Source organism: Streptomyces sp. AK02-01A (genome assembly GCF_033795305.1).
Classification (GTDB): domain Bacteria; phylum Actinomycetota; class Actinomycetes; order Streptomycetales; family Streptomycetaceae; genus Streptomyces.
Genome location: NZ_JARBAE010000009.1, coordinates 148,674 through 168,374, shown reverse-complemented (window position 1 = coordinate 168,374; position 19,701 = coordinate 148,674). Strand labels below are relative to the sequence as shown.

At 69.5% G+C, this 19,701-nt stretch carries 21 protein-coding genes; 12 read left to right on the top strand and 9 right to left on the bottom strand.

Going from position 1 to position 19,701, the window contains the following annotated elements:
* Together PV679_RS12425 and PV679_RS12420 are read left to right on the top strand one after the other, a co-directional pair.
* The gene (locus tag PV679_RS12425) at positions 1-435 is read left to right on the top strand and encodes a roadblock/LC7 domain-containing protein (RefSeq protein WP_319680206.1); all 435 of its coding nucleotides are present in this window, start codon (positions 1-3) and stop codon (positions 433-435) included.
* 90 nt (positions 436-525) lie between these two features.
* A complete protein-coding gene (locus tag PV679_RS12420) occupies positions 526-900 on the top strand; it encodes a hypothetical protein (protein WP_319680205.1) in 375 nt (124 codons plus the stop codon).
* A gap of 24 nt (positions 901-924) precedes the next feature.
* Here PV679_RS12420 and PV679_RS12415 read toward each other — a convergent pair whose 3' ends face one another.
* From PV679_RS12415 to PV679_RS12405, 3 genes are all read right to left on the bottom strand, one after another.
* Positions 925-1,491 carry a hypothetical protein gene (locus PV679_RS12415; protein ID WP_319680204.1) on the bottom strand — a complete coding sequence of 189 codons (567 nt, stop codon included), beginning with the start codon at positions 1,489-1,491 and terminating at the stop codon, positions 925-927.
* 151 nt (positions 1,492-1,642) lie between these two features.
* Positions 1,643-2,479 (bottom strand): MurR/RpiR family transcriptional regulator, encoded by an 837-nt coding sequence (locus tag PV679_RS12410; RefSeq protein WP_319680203.1) that lies wholly within the window; start codon positions 2,477-2,479, stop codon positions 1,643-1,645.
* Positions 2,476-4,053, bottom strand: coding sequence for an aromatic amino acid ammonia-lyase (locus PV679_RS12405; RefSeq protein ID WP_319680227.1), 1,578 nt, complete (start codon positions 4,051-4,053; stop codon positions 2,476-2,478). The genes PV679_RS12410 and PV679_RS12405 overlap by 4 nt, the downstream gene beginning before the upstream one ends.
* 141 nt (positions 4,054-4,194) lie before the next feature.
* Between PV679_RS12405 and PV679_RS12400 the strand changes: the two genes are divergently transcribed.
* From PV679_RS12400 to PV679_RS12385, 4 genes are read left to right on the top strand one after another with little or no spacing between them, the layout of a single operon-like run.
* Entirely contained in the window at positions 4,195-5,334 is a 1,140-nt protein-coding gene (locus PV679_RS12400; protein ID WP_319680226.1) for an ABC transporter ATP-binding protein, read from the top strand.
* A complete protein-coding gene (locus PV679_RS12395; protein WP_319680202.1) occupies positions 5,331-5,990 on the top strand; it encodes an ABC transporter permease in 660 nt (219 codons plus the stop codon). Before PV679_RS12400 ends, PV679_RS12395 begins: the two co-directional genes overlap by 4 nt.
* 6 nt (positions 5,991-5,996) lie before the next feature.
* Complete coding sequence (locus PV679_RS12390; RefSeq protein ID WP_319680201.1) at positions 5,997-6,659, top strand: ABC transporter permease; 663 nt, start codon at positions 5,997-5,999, stop codon at positions 6,657-6,659.
* A 12-nt stretch (positions 6,660-6,671) separates the two neighbouring features.
* On the top strand, positions 6,672-7,610 hold the full coding sequence (locus tag PV679_RS12385; protein WP_319680200.1) for an ABC transporter substrate-binding protein: 939 nt from the start codon (positions 6,672-6,674) through the stop codon (positions 7,608-7,610).
* A gap of 149 nt (positions 7,611-7,759) precedes the next feature.
* Here the strand turns inward: PV679_RS12385 and PV679_RS12380 are convergent, their stop codons facing one another.
* Positions 7,760-8,644, bottom strand: coding sequence for a prohibitin family protein (locus tag PV679_RS12380; RefSeq protein WP_319680199.1), 885 nt, complete (start codon positions 8,642-8,644; stop codon positions 7,760-7,762).
* A gap of 285 nt (positions 8,645-8,929) precedes the next feature.
* Between PV679_RS12380 and PV679_RS12375 the strand changes: the two genes are divergently transcribed.
* Positions 8,930-9,802: an alpha/beta hydrolase gene (locus PV679_RS12375; RefSeq protein ID WP_319680198.1), complete on the top strand. Its 873-nt coding sequence runs from the start codon at positions 8,930-8,932 to the stop codon at positions 9,800-9,802.
* Positions 9,803-9,836: 34 nt separating this feature from the next.
* Here PV679_RS12375 and PV679_RS12370 read toward each other — a convergent pair whose 3' ends face one another.
* Positions 9,837-10,820 carry an aldo/keto reductase gene (locus PV679_RS12370; protein WP_319680197.1) on the bottom strand — a complete coding sequence of 328 codons (984 nt, stop codon included), beginning with the start codon at positions 10,818-10,820 and terminating at the stop codon, positions 9,837-9,839.
* Positions 10,821-11,104: 284 nt separating this feature from the next.
* On the opposite strand from PV679_RS12370, the gene PV679_RS12365 reads away from it, so the two are divergent.
* On the top strand, positions 11,105-11,521 hold the full coding sequence (locus PV679_RS12365; RefSeq protein ID WP_319680196.1) for a hypothetical protein: 417 nt from the start codon (positions 11,105-11,107) through the stop codon (positions 11,519-11,521).
* 350 nt (positions 11,522-11,871) lie between these two features.
* On the opposite strand, the gene PV679_RS12360 is transcribed toward PV679_RS12365, so the two are convergent.
* Positions 11,872-13,266 carry a cystathionine beta-synthase gene (locus PV679_RS12360; RefSeq protein WP_319680195.1) on the bottom strand — a complete coding sequence of 465 codons (1,395 nt, stop codon included), beginning with the start codon at positions 13,264-13,266 and terminating at the stop codon, positions 11,872-11,874.
* Between the two features lie 144 nt (positions 13,267-13,410).
* On the opposite strand from PV679_RS12360, the gene PV679_RS12355 reads away from it, so the two are divergent.
* The 3 genes from PV679_RS12355 (at position 13,411) to PV679_RS12345 (ending at position 17,042) form a co-directional block, all read left to right on the top strand.
* Complete coding sequence (locus PV679_RS12355) at positions 13,411-14,394, top strand: SGNH/GDSL hydrolase family protein (protein WP_319680225.1); 984 nt, start codon at positions 13,411-13,413, stop codon at positions 14,392-14,394.
* 246 nt (positions 14,395-14,640) lie between these two features.
* Positions 14,641-15,861, top strand: a complete 1,221-nt coding sequence (locus PV679_RS12350) for an acetyl-CoA C-acetyltransferase (RefSeq protein ID WP_319680194.1) — start codon at positions 14,641-14,643, stop codon at positions 15,859-15,861.
* A gap of 296 nt (positions 15,862-16,157) precedes the next feature.
* Complete coding sequence (locus PV679_RS12345; protein ID WP_416069702.1) at positions 16,158-17,042, top strand: hypothetical protein; 885 nt, start codon at positions 16,158-16,160, stop codon at positions 17,040-17,042.
* Here PV679_RS12345 and PV679_RS12340 read toward each other — a convergent pair.
* On the bottom strand, positions 17,026-17,346 hold the full coding sequence (locus PV679_RS12340; RefSeq protein ID WP_319680192.1) for a hypothetical protein: 321 nt from the start codon (positions 17,344-17,346) through the stop codon (positions 17,026-17,028). The two genes, PV679_RS12345 and PV679_RS12340, sit on opposite strands and share 17 nt — an antisense overlap.
* A 100-nt stretch (positions 17,347-17,446) precedes the next feature.
* Between PV679_RS12340 and PV679_RS12335 the strand changes: the two genes are divergently transcribed.
* Positions 17,447-17,677: a DUF4287 domain-containing protein gene (locus PV679_RS12335; protein WP_319680191.1), complete on the top strand. Its 231-nt coding sequence runs from the start codon at positions 17,447-17,449 to the stop codon at positions 17,675-17,677.
* 92 nt (positions 17,678-17,769) lie between these two features.
* Here PV679_RS12335 and PV679_RS12330 read toward each other — a convergent pair whose 3' ends face one another.
* Together PV679_RS12330 and PV679_RS12325 are read right to left on the bottom strand one after the other, a co-directional pair.
* Positions 17,770-18,636 carry a Bax inhibitor-1/YccA family protein gene (locus PV679_RS12330; RefSeq protein WP_319680190.1) on the bottom strand — a complete coding sequence of 289 codons (867 nt, stop codon included), beginning with the start codon at positions 18,634-18,636 and terminating at the stop codon, positions 17,770-17,772.
* Between the two features lie 473 nt (positions 18,637-19,109).
* Entirely contained in the window at positions 19,110-19,646 is a 537-nt protein-coding gene (locus tag PV679_RS12325) for a flavoprotein (RefSeq protein ID WP_319680189.1), read from the bottom strand.
* Positions 19,647-19,701 lie beyond the last annotated feature (55 nt).

Genomic DNA, 19,701 nt, shown 5'->3' with positions numbered 1-19,701 from the left:
ATGAGGCGCGCTCTACGGCAGCGCGCCGAGAGGAGACTGCTGATGACCGCGGAAGCCGATGTGCTCGGCGAACTCAGACGCCTGCGGGCCCGGCTGCCCCAGCTCACCGGGGCACTCGCGGCCAGCACCGACGGTCTGGTGCTGGCCCAGGACACCGCCGGTGTCGAGGCGGAGGGAGTGGCGGCGCTCACCGCCGCCGCGCTGGGCGTCGCCCTGCGGCTGACGGACACCACCGGCCAGGGCGGCTTCCGTGAGCTGCTGATCCGCGGCGAGCTGGGCTACGTCGCGACCTACGCCGCGGGCTCCTCGGCCGTGCTGACGCTCCTCGCGGAGCCCCGGATCAATGTGGGCCGGCTCCATCTGGAGGCCCGCCGGTCCAGCGCCCGTATCGGCGAACTGGTCGACGGCGCCCTCGACCGACTGGAGAACGCCTGACCCATGACCTCTCCGACCACACCACCGCGATCACCACGGGCGTCCGGAACTCACCGGGCTCCCGCCAGACGGAAAGGAAGTGCGACATTCATGGCCACCACCGAAGCCGCCCTCAAGGAAGCCACGACCCTGATAGAGGGCGCCCTCGGGGCCGCTCTCGTCGACTACTCCAGCGGCATGGCCCTGGGCACCGTCGGCGGCGGCAAGGACCTCGACCTGGCGGTCGCCGCGGCCGGCAACACCGATGTCGTCCGCGCCAAGGTCCGCACCATGGAACTGCTCGGCATCAAGGACGAGATCGAGGACATCCTGATCACCCTCGGCGGCCAGTACCACCTGATCCGGCTGCTCAAGGGACGCGGCAACGCCGGTCTCTTCCTGTATCTGGCGCTGGACAAGTCACGGGCGAATCTGGCGATGGCACGCCATCAGCTCAGGAAGATCGAGGCCGGCCTGGAGGTCTGAGGCGGACGGCGCCGCACCGCCGGTTCAGCGGCGGCGCCGTGCCCCGCCGGGCGCGGCGTCACCGGCGCCGGTGCCGGTGGTCCGGTAGCCCTTCACCAGCTTGCCGGTGGGCCGCCCGGTCCCGGCCCAGTCGGTACGTACCCACAGCAGCGCGTCGTCCCGGCGCTCGCGACGGCCCAGCCACGCCGCCTTGAGCCACAGCCCGGCGCCCGCGCCCGCCAGCGCCGCTCCACCGGCCACGGGCAGCGCGAACGAACTCGCCACGGCCAGCAGAAAACCGGCCGACAGCCACCAGCGGTGTGCCCGCCGCCAGTTCCGCAGGGTCACGGCGCGGTCCTGGAGATAGTCGAACTTCCCGGCGCGCGAGGCCCGTTCCGCCCACGCCGTGTATCCGCGCCGGCGTACGAGCGCGACGACGGCGGCGCACACCACGAAGAGCGCCGCACCGGCGTAGACACCGATCCTGCGCCCGGTCAGTCCGGGGATCAGGACCCCGATACCGGCGGCGAGCACCCCCAGCCACCAGAGCGGGACCGCACCGGCCCGTACGATCACTGCCACCCGTGCCAGAGACTGCCCTCCGCGCCCCACTGCCTGCCTCCTCATGCCTGTGTGTGGCGGCAGATTAATGGCGTTCTCTGAACATTTCGTGAGAACGGAAAAAGCTCACCCGGGCTTCGCGCGCTCACCGATTCCCTCCGGCTCCGCTCCGGCTCACGACGGCCGGCCGCGAGGCCTCCGCCTACTCGACGAACAGCCCGCGCGCCGCCGCGCGCGCGTCGAAGTCCTCCAACCGCGCCTGCGCGTCCGGCAGGTCGTCGCACATCGCCTCCAGCAACACCCGTCCCAGCAGCATCGGCGCACACGCCGTGTCGAACGCGAGGCCCGTGCCGACGGCCGCGGGAATCAGCAGATCGCTGTGTTTGGCGACCGGCGCGAAGGCGGAATCGGCGACCGTCACCACGGTCAGTCCGGCCGACCGCGCGTACGCCAGCGTCTCCACGACCTCCTTCGGATGGCGCGGCAGCGCGAAGCAGAGCAGCGCGCTGGCACCCGCTTTCAGCGCCGCGTCGATCCGGTCCGGCAGCATCGTGCCGCCTTCGTCCAGCAGCCGTACGTCCGGATGGACCTTGGCCGCGAAGTACGAGAAACCACGGGCCTGCGAGGAGGCCGCGCGCAGGCCGAGCACCGGCAGCGGCCGAGAGGCGGCGAGCAGCCGGCCGGCCCGCTCGACCGGTGCCGGGTCCGCGAGAAGCTCGGCGAGATGCCGCAGATTCTCGATCTCGCCCTGGACGGCCTGCTGGTACTCGTTGTACGCGGACTCGCCGCCCGCCGGCTCGGCGGGCGCCACCTCCCGCAGATGTCTGCGCAGCGCCGGATAGCCGTCGAAGCCGAGCGCGACCGCGAAGCGGGTGACGGACGGCTGGCTGACTCCGGCCAGCTCCGCCAGCTCGACGCTCGACAGGAACGGCACGTCCGCGGCCCGCCGCACCATGCTGTGCGCGATGCGCCGCTGCGTGGGGGTCAGCCGGTGGCCCTCGAAGAGCTGCTGGAGTCGGGCGGCAGGGCTGTCGCTCATGCGATCCCCCTTGTGATGTCGTGGCTCTGGTTGTCCGCCGGATCATCCGTCGGACCGGACCGCGGGCCGCCCACCAGGCCGGCGAACCGGTCGAGCAGCGCGGCTGCCGCCGTCACATCATCGGTCAACGGCCGGTCGGAGACCGCCTCGTCGAGCACGGTCTCGGCCAGTCCGAAGGCCCGGCCGACCGGAAGATCGGGCTCCGGCCGCAGCCCGCGCTGGCGCAGCGCTCTTACGGCGGCGACGAGTTCACAGCCGACGACCAGGCGGTACGCGCTGCCCGCCCGCAGTGTCTGGCGTGCGGCCAGCGAGGCGAAGCTGGCCTGCTCCTCCACGCCTCGGGACAGTACCGCGTGGCCGAGCGAGGCCGGCGCGGAGTACGCCCGCAGATCACCGAGGGCCGCTCCGGCCGCGTACTCCAGGATCATCACGCCGGAGCTGGCGGCTTCGGCGTCGGCGAGGAAGGGCCGCAGCCGGGTGAAGGCGGGCTCGTTCAGTGCGGAGAGCCGGGAGGTGGACAGGCGCGCGGTCTGGACGAGCGAGAGCCTGAAGTGATCCAGCGCCAGCGCGAGTTGGGCCAGATAGAAGCCACCGTGGTGATAGGCGGCGGGGATCGGGTCCGCCTCTGTACCGGCGATGATCAGCGGATTCTCGGCCGCGGCGTTGATCTCGACGGCGAGCGTGCTCTCCAGCGCGTCGGCCGCGTCGCGCGCCGGACCGTGGATCTGCGGTACGCAGCGGAAGCCGTACGGGTCCTGGATCCGGCCGAGTGGCGGTCCGGGCCGCGCGGGCGCGCCGAGGATCCGGCGCATCCTGGCGGCGACGGCGTACGAGCCCGGGTGCCGGCGGGCCGCGTGCACGGGCTCCGCGTACGCCTCGTAGGAGCCGTCGACGGCCAGCAGCGAGAGAGCGGCGACCAGTTCGGTGGCGGCGATGAGACGGCGCAGCTCGTCAAGGGCGAGCGCGGACTGACCCAGTGTCAGGGCGTTGCTGCTGATCAGCGCGAGGGCGTCGTTGTTGTCGAGAAGCTGCGGCTCCGGCGGTCGGCCGCCGCGCCAGGGATGTTCGCCGGCGAGAGCGAGGCCCATCTGGGCGAGGGCCGCGATGTCGCCCGTGCCGACCGAACCGAATTCGTTCACCACGGGATACGCGCCGCACTCCAGTGCCTGGCAGAGCGCGGTGACGACGCTCGGCCGCAGCCCCGCGCCTCCGGCGAGAAGCTGGTTGGCCCGTACGGCGAGCATGGCCCGGACCTCACGGGCGGGCAGCGGTTCGCCGATCGCGCCCGCGTGGCTGCGCAGCAGGCGCAGGCCGTGATCGGCGGCGGCCTCGGTGGGCACGGCCTCGGTGCGGTTGGCGCCGACGCCGGTGGAGCGGCCGTACACCCGGCCGGAGGCGGCCAGTTCACGCGCGACGTGCCAGGTCAGCTCGACACGCTTCATCGCCTCGGTGCCGGGTACGGGACGGGCGGCGCCGTCGGCCAGCCTGACGACATCGGCGACCGGGAGGCTCTGTCCGTCCAGTACGACGAGGGCCGTGCTCGCGGCCGGCGAGTCCATCATGTGGGACGACATCATGCGCGAATGCCTCCTATTCGGACGCTACGTCTTGCCCTGTGGTCATCCGTAACCAGTGATTTACCCGAGGGCATTGACAATCTATTCAGTCACCAAGAACTCTGCATGACTATATGCAAGCCGGGCAAGGGACGAGTGATGATCGAATTCGACACCGTGCACAAACGCTTCCCGAACGGCACCACGGCGGTCCACGACCTCACGCTGGAGATGCCGGAGGGCGGCATCACCGTCCTGGTCGGCTCCTCCGGATGCGGTAAGACGACCACGCTTCGCATGATCAACCGGATGGTCGAGCCGACCTCCGGCACCATCCGGCTGGGCGGCAGGGACGTCCTGCGGCAGGACGCCGCCGAGCTGCGCCGCGGCATCGGCTATGTCATCCAGCAGGCGGGGCTCTTTCCGCACCGCACGGTCCTCGACAACATCGCGACCGTGCCGCTGCTGCTGGGCTGGGGCCGGAAGAAGGCCCGGACCAGAGCGGCGGACCTGCTGGAGACGGTCGGGCTGACCGCGGAGACCGGCAAGCGCTATCCGCACCAGCTCTCCGGCGGCCAGCAGCAGCGCGTCGGCGTGGCCCGCGCGCTCGCCGCCGATCCGCCGGTGCTGCTGATGGACGAGCCCTTCGGCGCGGTCGACCCGGTCGTACGGACCCAGCTCCAGGACGAACTCCTCCGCCTCCAGCAGGAGTTGAACAAGACCATCGCCTTTGTCACCCATGACATCGACGAGGCGGTACGGCTCGGCGACCGCATCGCCGTCTTCCGTACCGGCGGCCATCTCGTGCAGTGCGCCACGCCCACCGAACTGCTGGCCCGGCCGGCGGACGACTTCGTCGCGGACTTCCTCGGCGCGGAACGCGAGCTGAAGCTGCTGTCGCTGACGACACTCGGTGACCTGCCACGGCAGCGGGCCACCACGGTACGGGCGGACGAGCCTCTTCCGCGGCCCGGCTCCGGACCGCATCTCGTCGTCTCCGCGAAGGACGAACCGCTCGGCTGGCTCGACCCGGACACCGCGCGTGGAGCTGACCGGTCCGGCGACGCGCCGCTGGGACCGGTACGCCCGCTGCGCGACACCGACTCGCTGCTCGCGGCCCTCAACGAGTCGATCGCCTCTCCGGCCGGCCTGATCGCGCGGATCGACACGGACGGAGTCCTGACCGGCGTCACCTCCCGCGAGACGGTCCACGAACACGCGGGCCGCCGCCACCAGGAGGCGGCGCGGGCCGCGACCCGCACCACCGCCGCCACCGGTGACGGGAGCGCGACCGTATGACCATCGAGTGGGCCTGGATATCCGGCCACGCGGGCGATCTCACCACCCTCACCCTCTCCCATCTCCAGGCCGCGTTGACAGCCGTCCTCCTCGGACTGCTGATCTCACTGCCGCTGGCCGTCCTCGCACACCGGGTCCGCCCGCTGCGCGGCTTTCTCCTCGGGCTCTCCAATGTCCTGTTCACGATCCCGTCCATCGCGGTCTTCGTGCTGCTGCTCCCGGTCTCGGGACTGACCAGGACCACCACCGTCATCGGTCTGACGATCTACACGCTCGTCGTCCTGCTGCGGAACACCGTCGAAGGGCTCGACTCCGTCCCGGCCAGGGCCCGCGAGGCCGCGGTCGCCATGGGCACACGCCCGCTGCGGACACTTCTCACCGTCGAACTGCCTCTCGCACTCCCGGTGATCATGGCCGGCGTACGGATCGCCACGGTCATGTCGATCTCGCTCGTCAGCGTCGCCACGTACATCGGCGACGGCGGCCTGGGCCAGCTCTTCACCGACGGTTTCCAGCGCGACTTCCCGACGCCGGTGATCGCCGGCGTCGTGCTGACGCTGCTGCTCGCCCTTGCCGCGGACGCGCTGCTGGTGGCCGTGCAGTACGTCCTCACTCCCTGGACCAGGCAGCGGCACGCACAGCGCGGGAGGGCCTGACCCGACATGTACGAACTCTTCAAGGACCTCGGCTCCTGGCTGGTGTCGGGCGAGCAGTGGACCGGCTCCGACGGCATCGGCCACCGCCTCACCGAGCATCTCCAGTACTCCCTGCTCGCGACCCTGATCGCCGCCGCCATCGCACTGCCCGTCGGACTGCTCATCGGGCACACCGGCCGAGGCGCGTTCCTCGCCATCAATCTCGCCTCGTTCGGACGGGCCCTGCCCACCGTGGGCCTGGTCGTGCTGGTCTTCCTGGCCGGCGGCCTGTCCATGACCCCGGTGTATGTGGCGCTGGTCGCCCTCGCCGTCCCGTCCATCGTGACCAACACCTACGCGGGCATGACCGCCGTCGACCCGGAGGTGAGGGACGCGGCACGCGGCCAGGGCATGCGCGGCCGTCAGGTGCTGGTCCAGGTCGAGATCCCGCTCGCGCTGCCGCTGATCATGACCGGGCTGCGGCTCGCGCTGATCCAGGTGGTGGCGACGGCGACCATCGCCGCGTACGTCAGCTTCGGCGGACTCGGCCGGTATGTCTTCGACGGTCTGGCCCAGCGCGACCTCGTCCAGGTGCTGGGCGGCGCGGTGCTGGTCGCGGTCGTCGCCGTCGTCCTCGATCTGGCGCTGTCCGCACTCCAGCGCGTCCTCTTCCGCCACCGCACCGCCTGAGGAGAACCACACATGAACCGCAGGACTCTGCTCGGCGGCCTGTTCGCCGCGGCCTCCGTACCCGTACTCGCCGCGTGCGGCAGCGGCATCACCTCCCTGGACGGCCAGGGAGGCGGCGGCGCGGGCGGCGGCTCCAGCGCCGGCGGCATCACCATCGGCACGGCCAACTTCACCGAGAACCAGATCCTCGGCCGGCTCTACGCGGTCGTGCTCGAAGCCGCCGGTGTGAAGACGACCGTCCGGCCCAACCTCGGCACCAGGGAGATCCTGATCCCCGCGCTCAGGGGCGGTGACATCGATCTGCTCCCGGAGTACCAGGGCGCGCTGCTGCACTATCTCGCGCCGAAGGCGACCGCGACCGAGGAGGGCGAGATGCAGAACGCACTCGCCGTCGCGCTCCCGACGGGCCTCCAGGTCCTCCCGTACGGCAAGGCAGAGGACTCCGACGCCTTCGCCGTCACCCGCGAGACCGCCGAGAAATACGGCCTCAGGACACTCGCCGACCTGGCGAAGCAGAACGGCAGGCTGGTCATCGGCGCCGCGCCCGAGGTGAAGACGCGGGTCGTGGGCGTCGTCGGACTGAAGGACGTGTACGGCGTGGACTTCAAGGAATTCAAGTCCCTGGACTCCTCGGGCCCGCTGGTGAAGGGCGCGCTGAAGAAGGGCGATGTGGATGTCGCCAACCTCTTCACCACGGACACGGACATCGCCGCCGAGGGCTGGGTGGTGCTCTCCGATCCGAAGAACCTCGTCCCGGGCCAGCATGTCGTCCCGCTGATCGCCGACCGCAAGGCGGACTCGACCGTACGCAGGGCGCTGGCCCGGCTGGGCAACACGCTGTCGACGGAGGACCTCACCGAGCTGAACCGCCAGGTGGACAAGGACAAGAAGGACCCGGAGGACGTGGCCGCGGCCTGGGCGGCCGGCCGCGGACTGACGAAGAAGGCGTAGCCGAGAAGCGCCTCCGGCGGGTCGTAGCCGCGCGGATGGTCCGTGTCGTCCCGGACCGTCCGCGCGCGGCACTGCTGGCGGAGCGTGTCACCTCGCGCACGACGGAGTGACACGCTCCCGACGGCCCTGAGGGCCTGTCCTCTGTCCCGTCAGTCCTTGGTCCCGTCCACGATCACCGGCGCGCCGTTCGCGCCCGTACCGCACGGCACCGCGTACACGGCGTTCGCCTTCGCGGCCTCCTTGAACGCCTCGATGCACTGGTTCCTCAGCACCCGGTCGGTGAGCGACCGTTCCAGGATCCCGTTGGCCTTGGCCATGCCCTCGGCCTCGATCCGCCGGCGCTCCGCCTCGGCCTTCGCCGTGCGCGACGCCTCGACCGCGCGCTCGGTGGCCTGCTCCTGCTGGATCTTCTTGTCTATCTGCTGCTGAAGCTGGTCGGACGGCCGCACATTGCGCAGGTTGACATTGGTGACATCGATACCGCGGGGCTTCAGCCGCTCCTTGATCAAGGTCTCGATCTCCGAGGCTATGGCCTGCCGGCCGGAGGCATAGCCCTCCTCACTGCTGTGCTTGGCGAAGACATCGCGGACGATCTCCCGGCTGTCCGGCAGCACCAGCCGCTCCTGAATCGCGTCCTGGCTGCCTGCCAGCCGGTACAGCTCCACGGCGTTCGACGGCGTGACCGCCCACTTGACGGTGACGTCCGCGTACAGCACGCCGCCCTGCGAGGAGCGCACCTCGACCACGTCCTTGTCGTTGAGGTTGAGGTCCACCGGGCGCGTGGAGAAGGTCGTCACATCGGTGAAGGGCGTCTTCAGGTGTATCCCGGACCGCAGCGGCGTGCCGGTCTTGCCGAAGAGGACCGGCACGCCGACCTCGTAGGCACTCACCACATACACGCAGCTCATGACCCCGAAGGCCAGCCCAGCCAGTCCGGCCAGCGCGGCGCCGAGTTTCCAGCCGCCGGAGCGGCCGCGGGCGAGTACGGCCAGCACGACGGCCGCGATGATGAGCACGATGGACAGCACGAACACAGGACGGTCCCCCCAGGTGTGGTGAAGTTCGAACCCTGGCGGCCGCCACTCACCAAAAGTGGCTCCCCCGCCGCGAGTTGGCGCATCGTAGCCGGACACTTGGCCGGTCCGGGCGACGAGACGCTGTACGAATCCCTACAGCCGTGTCACAAGATTCGCCGCACCCGGCTCACCGCCTCGCCCGCGGGCCCGCTGCCGCCACGCCGGGCGATCGGCGCCACCGGACCGGACGTAAGGTGAATACAGATCTCATCGCTCTGCCGGGCCGCCGGGACGGAAAGCCTTATGACCGGAGAGAAGAGAAGCAGCGTCACGACCAACGACGGTGTACGCATCGCCTATACCGAAGCCGGCGACGGCGCTCCCCTGGTGCTGATTCCTGGTATCGCGCAGAGCGCCGCCGAATTCCGGAAGCAGACCGACGATCTCAGCCAGGACCACCGTGTGATCGCCATGGACCCGCGCGGGCACGGCGAATCCGGGAAGCCGGACCATGGTTACCGGGTCTCCCGGCTCGCCGCCGACCTCCGGGATCTCATCGAGGCGCTGGATCTCCGGAATATCACGCTGCTGGGCCATTCACTCGGCTGCACGGTGATCTGGTGTTATTGGGACCTGTTCGGAGGCGACCGCGTCAGCCGTCTCGTCCTGGTGGACCAGGCGGCCGTGGTCGCGGCCGATCGCGTACCGGAAGACCAGGCGGCCGAACTCGGCGCGATTTTCACCGCGGACATGGCTCTCGGAATCGCCGCCTCACTTCGCGGAGCCGACGGCGCCGACTTCTGGCGCGCGCTCGTCGACACGATGCACACTCCGTCGCTCAGCGCCGCGGACGCCGACTGGATCGTTCAGCAGAACGCACGGCTTCCGCTGGAGCACACCGCCACCCTGCATCTCGACCACTACGGAAACGACTGGCGCGACGTGCTGCCGCGGATCACCGTGCCGACCCTGGTCATCGGCGGTGCGGTGAGCATCTTCGCGCCGAGCGTCGCGCGAAGGACGGCTTCACTGATTCCGGGCGCGGAGGTGCGTGTCTTCTCCGAGGCCGAGGCCGGGAGTCATCTGATGTTCTGGGAGAACGCCGAACTCTTCAACGCCGTCGTCCGCGACTTCGTCTCGCGCACGGATTCGCCCGGTGCGGGGCCGGCCTCCTGAAAGAAGCCGGCCAGTGCCGGAGTCGTCCGGCGGATCACCTGTCTCGCGGAGTCACATAGGTGTTCTCCTCGTAGCGGCTGCCCACCGGAGCCGCGATCGAGCTGAGCCGGTCGATCTGTTCCGGAGTCAGTCTCACGTCCAGGGAGCCGAGATTCTCCTCCAGCCGGGACACGCGCTTGGTCCCCGGGATGGGAACGATGTCCTCTCCCTGCGCCAGCAGCCACGCTATGGCGACCTGCGCGGGCGTGGCACCCGCGTCCGTGGCGACGGCCTGGACCTCGTCGACGATGCGCATGTTCTGGTCGAAATTCTCGGCGCTGAACCGCGGATTGTTCCGGCGCCAGTCGTCCGTACCGAGGTCGTCCCTGGAACGAATCCTGCCGGTCAGGAATCCACGGCCCAGCGGAGAATACGCGACAAATCCGATGCCGAGCCGCCGCAGCAGCGGAAGGATCTCCTCCTCGGCATGACGCGTCCACAGGGAGTATTCGGTCTCCAGCACGCTGATCGGATGTACGGCGTGGGCCCGGCGGATCTGTTCCGGCAGAGCCTCGGAAAGCCCGAGGTGTCCGACCTTTCCCTCGATCACCAGCTCGCCCATCGCTCCCACCGTCTCCTCGATCGGAATATCGGGATCGACACGGTGCTGGTAGTACACATCGACGTAGTCGGTGCCGAGCCGCCTGAGCGACCCCTCCAGTGCCAGCCGGACATTCTCCGGACTGCTGTCGAGAGTGTCCGTCCTGTCGCCGTTCGGATGCGAGATGAAACCGAACTTCGTCGCCACCACCGCGCGGTCACGGCGGTCCGCTATCGCGCGGCCCACCAACTCCTCGTTCGTATAGGGACCGTAGGCTTCCGCGGTGTCCAGCAGATTGACACCGAGGTCGAGCGCCCGGTGGATGGTGCGGATCGACTCGTTGTCATCCATGGCGGATTGCGTGTAGAAAGCCGACATTCCCATGCATCCGAGGCCCATGCGGGAAACGTCCATTCCAGGAATCGCGGCATGCTCCATATGATCAGCCTCCTTCGTCAGGAACGAATCACAAGTTTATGTCCGGCCTGCCCGCACGGCATTTCCGTCCGCCGGAATTCCGTTCCCAGCGGTCGCACGCATACCGGAAACACATACCGGAAACGGTTTTTGACCCGTCCCGGTGGAACACGGCGCGGTGTCCGTACCGGCGGGAGCGGCGGTCCGTCCGACCGGGCCGGCCAGGAACCGGTGCGGTCGACCGGAGACAAAGAGGGGTGCTAGCCCCACTGTTCGGGACGCTTTCCGCTCCTACCGTGACTGTCATGGAAGCCCGCGATCCTGAGCTCAAGAAGGAGCTCGACGCCACCCTTCAGGCCCGCAGAGAGCTGGGACCGGAGTACGAGTCCGCGCTCATCGAGTCGTTCCTGGAGAAGGTCGAGCGGCGACTCGACAGTACGACGGACCGCCGCGTCCGGCGCCGGCTCGCCGAGCAGCAGATGGTGGTGGCCCGTGGCGCCCGTTCGCCGAGCCCGGCGGAGGGGTTCGGTGAGCGCTTCGGGTTCGGCGTCATCTCGCTCATCCTCGCCATCCCGCTCTCCGCGATAGCCGCCGTCCAGACGGGCTTCAAGGGCCTGGTCGTCTGCTGGCTGGGCATCGTCGCGGTGAACACGGTGCACGCGGCCCGGCAGTGGCCCTGGAGGCCGCGCGGGCACCGCGAGGCGTCCGACTGGGAGGACTGAGCGCGGCGGTCGCCGGAGAAAGGTCGCCGGAGAAAGGGTCACCGGCGACCGTTCACGCGCGCGAATTCGCCGGGAGAGCCGGAGAAATCCGCCGGGAGAGTCAGGAAGAGAAGAGATAGTCGCGGGGACCGCCGCACCCCCGTTGCCGGGGGGCGGGACGACGGCGGTCCCCGCGAGGGACACGGTCCGGGTCAGGGCCGACTCCGTGTCCAGGCGTCCATGGAGGTCCGGGAGCCGCTCCGGAGGTCCTTGACGCCGACAACCACCAATGTGCCGGACGCTTGTTAAGCGGGTGCTGCGCGGACGTGTCGCGCTCGTACCACTTTCGCGAATCCCCGTGCCGTCCCTCGCTACTTCGCGCCCTTGGAGAGGTACGCCAGCAGATCCTGCCTGCTCACGACGCCTGTCGGCTTGCCTTCGACCAGCACGATCGCGGCGTCCGCGCCGTCCGGTCCGCTCAGCGCGGCCATCAGGTCGGCCACCGGTTCGCCGGAGCCGACCTGCGGCAACGGCGCGGACATGTGCTTCTCCAGCGGGTCGCCGAGCGAGGCACGCTGAGTGAACAGCGCATCCAGAAGTTCACGTTCCACGACGGAACCGATGACCTCCGCGGCCATCACGTCCGGATGTCCGGCGCCGGGCTTCACGATCGGCATCTGCGACACGCCGTACTCCCGCAGGACCTCGATGGCCTCGCCGACCGTCTCCTCCGGGTGCATATGGACGAGGGTCGGGATGGGACCTTCCTTGTACTGGAGGACATCCGCGACGCGCGGCGCGTCGCCGTCCTGCTCCAGGAAGCCGTAGTCGTTCATCCACTCGTCGTTGAAGATCTTGCTGAGATAGCCACGGCCGCTGTCCGGCAGCAGGACGACCACCACATCGTCCGGGCCGAGCCCTTCCGCGACCCGCAGCGCGGCCACGACCGCCATCCCGCAGGAGCCGCCGACCAGCAGGCCCTCCTCCTTGGCCAGGCGCCGGGTCATCTGGAAGGAGTCCTTGTCGGACACGGCGACGATCTCGTCCGTCACCGTACGGTCGTACGCGGTCGGCCAGAAGTCCTCGCCGACGCCCTCGACCAGATAGGGCCGCCCGGAACCGCCGGAGTAGACCGATCCCTCGGGGTCGGCGCCCACGACCCGGACGCGCCCTTCGCTGATCTCCTTGAGATAGCGGCCGGTGCCGGAGATGGTGCCGCCCGTGCCCACACCCGCGACGAAATGGGTGATTCTTCCGTCCGTCTGATCCCACAGTTCGGGACCGGTGGTCTCGTAGTGCGAGCGAGGATTGTTCGGATTGCTGTACTGGTCGGGCTTCCAGGCGCCCGGCGTCTCGCGGACCAGCCGGTCGGAGACGTTGTAGTACGAGTCAGGGTGCTCGGGATCGACCGCCGTCGGGCAGACGACCACCTCGGCGCCGTACGCCCGCAGGACATTGATCTTGTCCGTGGAGACCTTGTCAGGGCAGACGAAGACGCACTTGTAGCCCTTCTGCTGCGCCACGATGGCGAGGCCGACGCCGGTGTTGCCGCTCGTCGGCTCGACGATCGTGCCCCCGGGTTCGAGCTCGCCGCTCTGCTCGGCCGCCTCGATCATGCGAAGGGCGATACGGTCCTTCACCGAACCGCCGGGGTTGAAGTATTCGACCTTGGCCAGGACTGTCGCCTGAATGCCCTTGGTCACGCTGCTCAGCTTCAGCAGCGGGGTATTGCCAACCAGACTGATCATCGAGTCGTGGAATTGCACCGTTGTCTCCGGGGTCTCCGTGATGGTCCGGCCAGCGTATGCGTCCGCGCGTGAGATTGGGCGACGGTCCTTGCGGGGCAGTTAGCTGATGTACGTACTCGTAAGTACGGCAGGGAGGAGGCTCGGACTGTGTCGAGGGCGAGGGTGGCACGGCGGATCGCCGCCGGAGCGGCCTACGGCGGCGGGAGCATCGGCCTGCTCGGGGCGGCGGGCGTCGGCGTACTGCTGGCGGAGGTACAGCTTGCGAAGCGGTCGGTGGGCGGCGGGGTCGCGCCGCTCCCGCCCAGCGGCGACGGGTGGTACGGGCTGGCCTTCGGGCACACCGAACCGCTGCGGATGGGGATGCTCGGCGATTCCACGGCGGCGGGCCAGGGAGTGCGCCGGGCCGGGCAGACTCCGGGCGCGCTGCTGGCCTCGGGGCTCGCGGCGGTCGCGGAGCGCCCTGTGGACCTGCGCAATGTGGCGCTGCCGGGGGCCAGGTCGGACGATCTGGACCGCCAGGTGTCGCTGCTGCTGTCGGAGACGGCCCAGGTGCCGGACGTCTGCGTCATCATGATCGGCGCCAATGACGTGACCCACCGGATGTCGGCGACACGCTCCGTGCGTTATCTCGCGGCGGCGGTACGGCGGCTGCGTACGGCCGGGGCGGAGGTGGTCGTCGGCACCTGCCCTGATCTCGGCACCATCGAGCCGGTGTACCAGCCGCTGCGCTGGCTGGCCCGCCGCGTGAGCCGCCAGCTCGCGGCGGCCCAGACGATCGTGGCGGTCGAGCAGGGCGCCCGCACGGTGTCCCTGGGCGACCTGCTGGGCCCGGAGTTCGCCGCCAATCCGCGCGAGCTGTTCGGCCCGGACAACTACCATCCGTCGGCGGAGGGCTATGCCACCGCCGCGATGGCGGTACTGCCCACGCTGTGCGCCGTGCTGGGCCTGTGGCCGGAGACGGACCGCCTGGACGCGTCCCGCGACGAGGACATGCTCCCGGTGGCGAAGGCGGCCTCGGCGGCGGCCTCGCAGGCGGGCACCGAGGTCACCGGCGCCCGTGCTCCCTGGGCCCTGCTGAAGCACCGCCGACGCCGTCATCTCCCGACCACGGCGGAAGCGACACCGACGGAAGTGCGCCCGGCTTGAACGCCGCCTGACGCATGGCGCCGTCCCGCCGTCGACCGGCTCCGCTCCTCCACTGAGCGAGCGCTTAGAAAAGAGGTCCGCATCACACGTCCGGCCCGGTGACCCGCGCACTACGTACGGGTAACTTCCCCGTCAGTACCGCCTTCTTTCCGTACCGCCTTCTTTCCGTACCGCCTTCTTTCCAGCCCGTCGCCCGACGCCGGCCATCCGGCACGGCGCTGGGGCGCGACCCTCTCTGGAGCCCTGATGCCCGAAGCCGTGATCGTCTCCGCCGCCCGTTCTCCCATCGGCCGGGCCTTCAAGGGCTCGCTCAAGGAACTGCGGCCCGACGACCTGACCGCCACGATCGTCCAGGCCGCGCTCGCGAAGATCCCCGAGCTCGACCCACGCGACATCGACGACCTGATGCTCGGCTGCGGTCTGCCCGGCGGAGAACAGGGCCACAATCTCGGCCGTATCGTCGCCGTGCGGATGGGGATGGACCACCTTCCCGGCTGTACCGTCACCCGCTACTGCTCCTCCTCCCTCCAGACCTCCCGGATGGCGCTGCACGCCATCAGGGCCGGCGAGGGCGACGTCTTTGTCTCGGCCGGTGTCGAGATGGTGTCGCGTCAGGTCAACGGCTCGTCGGACGGCATGCCCGGCACCCACAACCCGCTCTTCGCGGACGCCGAGGCGCGGACCGCCGCCGTCGCGGCGAGCGAAGGAGCCGAGTGGCACGACCCGCGCGAGGACGGCCTGGTCCCGGACGCCTACATCGCGATGGGCCAGACCGCCGAGAACCTGGCCCGGCTCAAGGGCGTCACCCGTCAGGACATGGACGAGTTCGGCGTACGGTCACAGAACCTCGCCGAGGAAGCCATCAAGAACGGCTTCTGGGAGCGCGAGATCACGCCCGTGACCACGCCGGACGGCACGGTCGTCAGCAAGGACGACGGCCCGCGCGCCGGCGTCACGATGGAAGGCGTACAGGGCCTCAAGCCCGTCTTCCGCCCGGACGGTCTCGTCACGGCCGGCAACTGCTGCCCGCTCAACGACGGCGCCGCCGCGCTCGTGATCATGTCCGACACCAAGGCACGCGAGCTGGGCCTGACACCGCTGGCCCGGATCGTCTCCACCGGCGTCACCGGCCTGTCGCCGGAGATCATGGGATACGGCCCGGTCGAGGCGTCCAGGCAGGCGCTCTCCCGCGCCGGACTGACCATCGGCGACATCGACCTCGTCGAGATCAACGAGGCGTTCGCCGCCCAGGTCATCCCGTCGTACCGGGATCTGGAGATCCCGCTGGAGAAGCTGAACGTCAACGGCGGCGCCATCGCCGTCGGTCATCCCTTCGGCATGACCGGCGCCCGGATCACCGGCACACTGATCAACAGCCTTCAGTTCCACGACAAGCAGTTCGGCCTGGAGACCATGTGCGTCGGCGGCGGTCAGGGCATGGCGATGGTCATCGAGCGGCTGAGCTGAGGCGCGGCACCCCAACGCCTTGAGAAGAAACGAAACATCGAAAAACAGCGGAGCGTAGCCGGACGACCCTGCACGGTGCCCGCCAACCCCGCCGATCCCCAGTTGTGACTGAATCTCCCCCAGGATGTGACCTATCTCCGGGGGAGATTCATTTGCCCAGGTCAGATAGGCAATCAGGCTAAACATAAGGCCCAAAGACCTGTCCAATTCGTGACGTAATGCACTGACAGCGGGCGTCCGCCACCGACAAGCTGAGGTAGGAAGTCGGGGGTATCGATTGGAATCGGGAGTAGTCAGTGAGCGCCATGTCTCTTGCCTTGCTGCTGACCACGGCCGCCGCCACGGCTGTGGGCGTGGCCGCCCTGCACGCCGCTCATGGGCTGCGCCAGCAGGTCACCGCCCTGCGCGATGACCTGGCCGCGGCGAACCCGAGCGGCCTCTCCGCCGCCGTACCGCATGCGAGAAGCGCGAACCACACCGACGACATACGAACCGCCGTGGCCGAGGCCCTCGCCGAGGAGCGTGAGCGCGAGCTGGCCGAGGCACGCGCCTTCTGGGCCGCCCAGGAGGCCAGGGACGCCACCGACGCGCCGTCACTGCTGACCGGACTGCCCGGCCTCGGCACCGACGACGCCGGGTTCTATGTGCCCCGTCAGGTGGACTTCGTCGGCGTGGAGGCCCTGGATCTCGACGCCGCGGAGGGATTCGACGATTTCTCCGACTGTCCGGACCTCACCGAGGTCAGTGGTGTGAGCGAGGTCGGCGAGAGTGTTGAGGAGTCGCCCGAGCTGGCCGCCGCCCGCCGCAGGCACCCCTCGCATCCGGATTTCGTGCCCGTACGGACACCCGTTGTCAACGACCATGAGCGTACCGTCGCGCGGCTCGAAGAGCTCGCCGAGACCCGTATGGCCCTCGCCGACGTACGCCCTGGACCGCTGGGCACGCTCGACGTCTACGTCTTCGCCGACGGCACCACGCTCTGCATGACTCCGGGCCACCGCGAGACCGCCGAACGCCTCGCCGACGCGCTGCGCGCGGGCGACGCCCCGTTTCTGCTGGGCGGCTCCGGCGTCTCCGGCGCGTACAGCCTGACCTTCTCGTGCGGTAGTGCAGCCGACGCCGGCGCCGACGCCTCGGAGCACATCTACATCCTGGCGGACCGCGTCATAGCGTCGCTCTAGCCACCGCCCGCCCGACCGACCGCACGGCCTCGTCCAGCTCCACCACGGACGGGGCCGTTCGCAGCGCCTCGGCCAAGTCTCCGGCCGCGACGGTGAGTTGGTCGGCGACCGCGAAGACACCGGCGTCCGGCATGATTCTCGGCTCCTCGCCGGGAGCGTCGAGCCGCTGGGCCCGTACGGAGAGTTCCCTGGCCAGAGCGAGCGCCTCCGCGGCGGCTCCCCGTTGCAGCCGGCTCTGCGGAGCGGCCCGCAGCCGGTCGGCGAATCGGTCCACGGCGGCCGTCAGCGGCGTTGTATCAAGCACATCGCGACCCTACGCGGCCGTCCCGCACTGTTGCCAACAGGCAAACCCTCAGGCACGGTGGCGTAAAGGACCAGTACGCGCAAAGCGTCCGGAGGCGCCGATGTCCCTTGTCTTCTCCGAAGAGACCCATCGCAATCTGCTCTCCCGCATCCCTCAATGCACCGGTCGCGAGATCTCCGACTGGCTTCGCACCGTAGAGGAAGGCCCCGCCCTCTTCCGTTTCGAGGAGAAGGTGAGCTGGCTGCGGAGCGAATACGACCTGGCGTACGGACACGCGAAAGCGATCGTCCACGAGTACGACCTGAGGCGGGCGGCGCGCCGTCTGCTCTGACCACGGCCGGACGGACCGGCGACAACGAGAAGGGGTCCGCGGGCTGATGCCCGCGGACCCCTTCTCGTCGCGATCTCTCGCGGCGGCCTGTGTCAGTCGTTGCCTTGCAGGATGGAGAGCAGCCGCAGCATCTCCAGGTAGATCCACACCAGGGTCACGGTGAGGCCGAAGGCCGCCAGCCAGGACTCCTCGCGCGGCGCGCCGTAGGCGATGCCGTCCTCGACCTGCTTGAAGTCGAGGGCCAGGAAGCAGGCGCCGAGGATGATTCCGATGACGCCGAAGAGGATGCCGAGACCGCCGCTGCGGAAGCCGAGACCGTCACCGCCGCCGAAGGCGGCGAAGATCAGGTTGACCACCATCAGGAGCAGGAAGCCCATGGCCGCGGCCATGACGAAACCGTAGAAGCGACGGGTGACGCGGATCCAGCGCATCTTGTACGCGAAGAGCACACCGGCGAAGACCGCCATCGTGCCCAGCACCGCCTGCGCCACCACACCCGGCGCGATGTAGGTGCTCACCGTGTTGCTGATGACTCCGAGGAAGACACCCTCGAAGGCGGCGTACGCCAGGATCAGCGCCGGGACCGGCTTGCGCTTGAAGGACTGGATCAGCGAGAGGACCAGCGCCACCAGCATGGCGCCGATCGCGATGCCGTACGACTTGCTGAGGTTGTTCTCGTCGATCGGCAGCAGGAACCACGAGAGGACCGCGGTGACCACGACCGTGCCGAGCGTCATGGCGGTACGGGCCACGACATCGTCGATCGTCATGACACCGGTGCGCGCGGGCGCCTGCGGCCCCGACCCGTACTGGGTGTCCTGCTGCGGCGCGTAAGGGTTGGTCGCGTACGGGTTGGTTCCAACGGCGGCGCCCCCGGCCTGCGGCGCCGCGTTGAAGCCCGCGTGGCCGTTGTCGCGGCTGAAGCCCCGTCGCGAGAAGACCGGGTTACTGCTCCTCATCTCACTCCTCCATGGCGGCCACCTTGCGCGGCCTCGCGTCAAGAGTAATAGGCGAGCAAAGGGAACACCCTAGTGCTCGGGGAGGATCTTTCCAGGATCGTGACGACAATGGCGTGCTACGCGTCACACCTGTCCGCCTGAGACAGGCTCACACCCGGCGCGCCGCCGCCGTCCTGGCCACAACGGCGCCTCGCCGGGCCTCCGGGCCCGTCAAGCGGATACGGCGCGGACCTCCGCCCGGCACGTACGGCCATGGGAGGTACGGCCGGCACGTCACCCGTGTAAGAAGGTGCGTGGCTCGCCGGTCGGTCGGCGGCGCTGGAACTCGTTGCCGCGCTGAGACCGGACGGCTGCCGGATACGGATCGGGGCGGGCCTTGCGGGGACCATCGCGGCGCTGGCACACCGTGCTGTGGCCGCGCCGGGCTCGATCGACAGCCGCGTGCTCTTGCTTCGCGGACGGTTACGGGACGGTCATGCCCGGCTGCCGACGTCGCCGACAGCCCCGAGCGCAGCCGCCCACGGAAACGGCCGCTTCTCACCCGGCTCGTTCGGCACGAAGCCGCCCGGTCCGTACAACACCGTGACACCGGCGCTCCGCAAGGTCTCCACCGACCGCTCGAACTGCGGGTGCTGCGCATAGGCCGCGTTCACGCACGGCATCGTCACCAGCGGGATCCGCTTCCCTATCCCCTCAGCCGCCACCCCGACCACGAACGACGACGTGATACCGAGCGCCCACTGATTGATCGTGTTCAGCGTGGCCGGCGCCACCAGGATCACATCCGCCGCCGGCCAAACGTCCGGCTCGCCAGGCACCTTGTATTCCGACCGCACAGGCCCGCCGGTCAACCGTTCCAACTCCGTGAGCTGACCGCCCAGCCAGTGCGCGGCGGTCGGCGTCAGCCCGAGGCGTACATTCCACCCGCGGTCCCGCGCGATACCGATCGCCTGAGCGATATCCAGTACGGGCGGCGCCGCGCTGCCGAACAGATACAGGGTCCTCGTCATACCGTCCAGTCGACCACACGCCAACGCCTCCGAACCGGGATGGCCGGAGGCCGTG

What these genes read in the sequence shown, in the direction of transcription:
- PV679_RS12425 (WP_319680206.1), top strand. Translation starts at nt 1, where the DNA reads ATGAGGCGCGCTCTACGGCAGCGCGCCGAGAGGAGACTGCTGATGACC.
- PV679_RS12420 (WP_319680205.1), top strand. Translation starts at nt 526, where the DNA reads ATGGCCACCACCGAAGCCGCCCTCAAGGAAGCCACGACCCTGATAGAG.
- PV679_RS12410 (WP_319680203.1), bottom strand. Translation starts at nt 2,479, where the DNA reads ATGAGCGACAGCCCTGCCGCCCGACTCCAGCAGCTCTTCGAGGGCCAC.
- PV679_RS12405 (WP_319680227.1), bottom strand. Translation starts at nt 4,053, where the DNA reads ATGTCGTCCCACATGATGGACTCGCCGGCCGCGAGCACGGCCCTCGTC.
- PV679_RS12400 (WP_319680226.1), top strand. Translation starts at nt 4,195, where the DNA reads ATGATCGAATTCGACACCGTGCACAAACGCTTCCCGAACGGCACCACG.
- PV679_RS12395 (WP_319680202.1), top strand. Translation starts at nt 5,331, where the DNA reads ATGACCATCGAGTGGGCCTGGATATCCGGCCACGCGGGCGATCTCACC.
- PV679_RS12390 (WP_319680201.1), top strand. Translation starts at nt 5,997, where the DNA reads ATGTACGAACTCTTCAAGGACCTCGGCTCCTGGCTGGTGTCGGGCGAG.
- PV679_RS12385 (WP_319680200.1), top strand. Translation starts at nt 6,672, where the DNA reads ATGAACCGCAGGACTCTGCTCGGCGGCCTGTTCGCCGCGGCCTCCGTA.
- PV679_RS12375 (WP_319680198.1), top strand. Translation starts at nt 8,930, where the DNA reads ATGACCGGAGAGAAGAGAAGCAGCGTCACGACCAACGACGGTGTACGC.
- PV679_RS12370 (WP_319680197.1), bottom strand. Translation starts at nt 10,820, where the DNA reads ATGGAGCATGCCGCGATTCCTGGAATGGACGTTTCCCGCATGGGCCTC.
- PV679_RS12365 (WP_319680196.1), top strand. Translation starts at nt 11,105, where the DNA reads ATGGAAGCCCGCGATCCTGAGCTCAAGAAGGAGCTCGACGCCACCCTT.
- PV679_RS12350 (WP_319680194.1), top strand. Translation starts at nt 14,641, where the DNA reads ATGCCCGAAGCCGTGATCGTCTCCGCCGCCCGTTCTCCCATCGGCCGG.
- PV679_RS12335 (WP_319680191.1), top strand. Translation starts at nt 17,447, where the DNA reads ATGTCCCTTGTCTTCTCCGAAGAGACCCATCGCAATCTGCTCTCCCGC.
- PV679_RS12330 (WP_319680190.1), bottom strand. Translation starts at nt 18,636, where the DNA reads ATGAGGAGCAGTAACCCGGTCTTCTCGCGACGGGGCTTCAGCCGCGAC.
- PV679_RS12325 (WP_319680189.1), bottom strand. Translation starts at nt 19,646, where the DNA reads ATGACGAGGACCCTGTATCTGTTCGGCAGCGCGGCGCCGCCCGTACTG.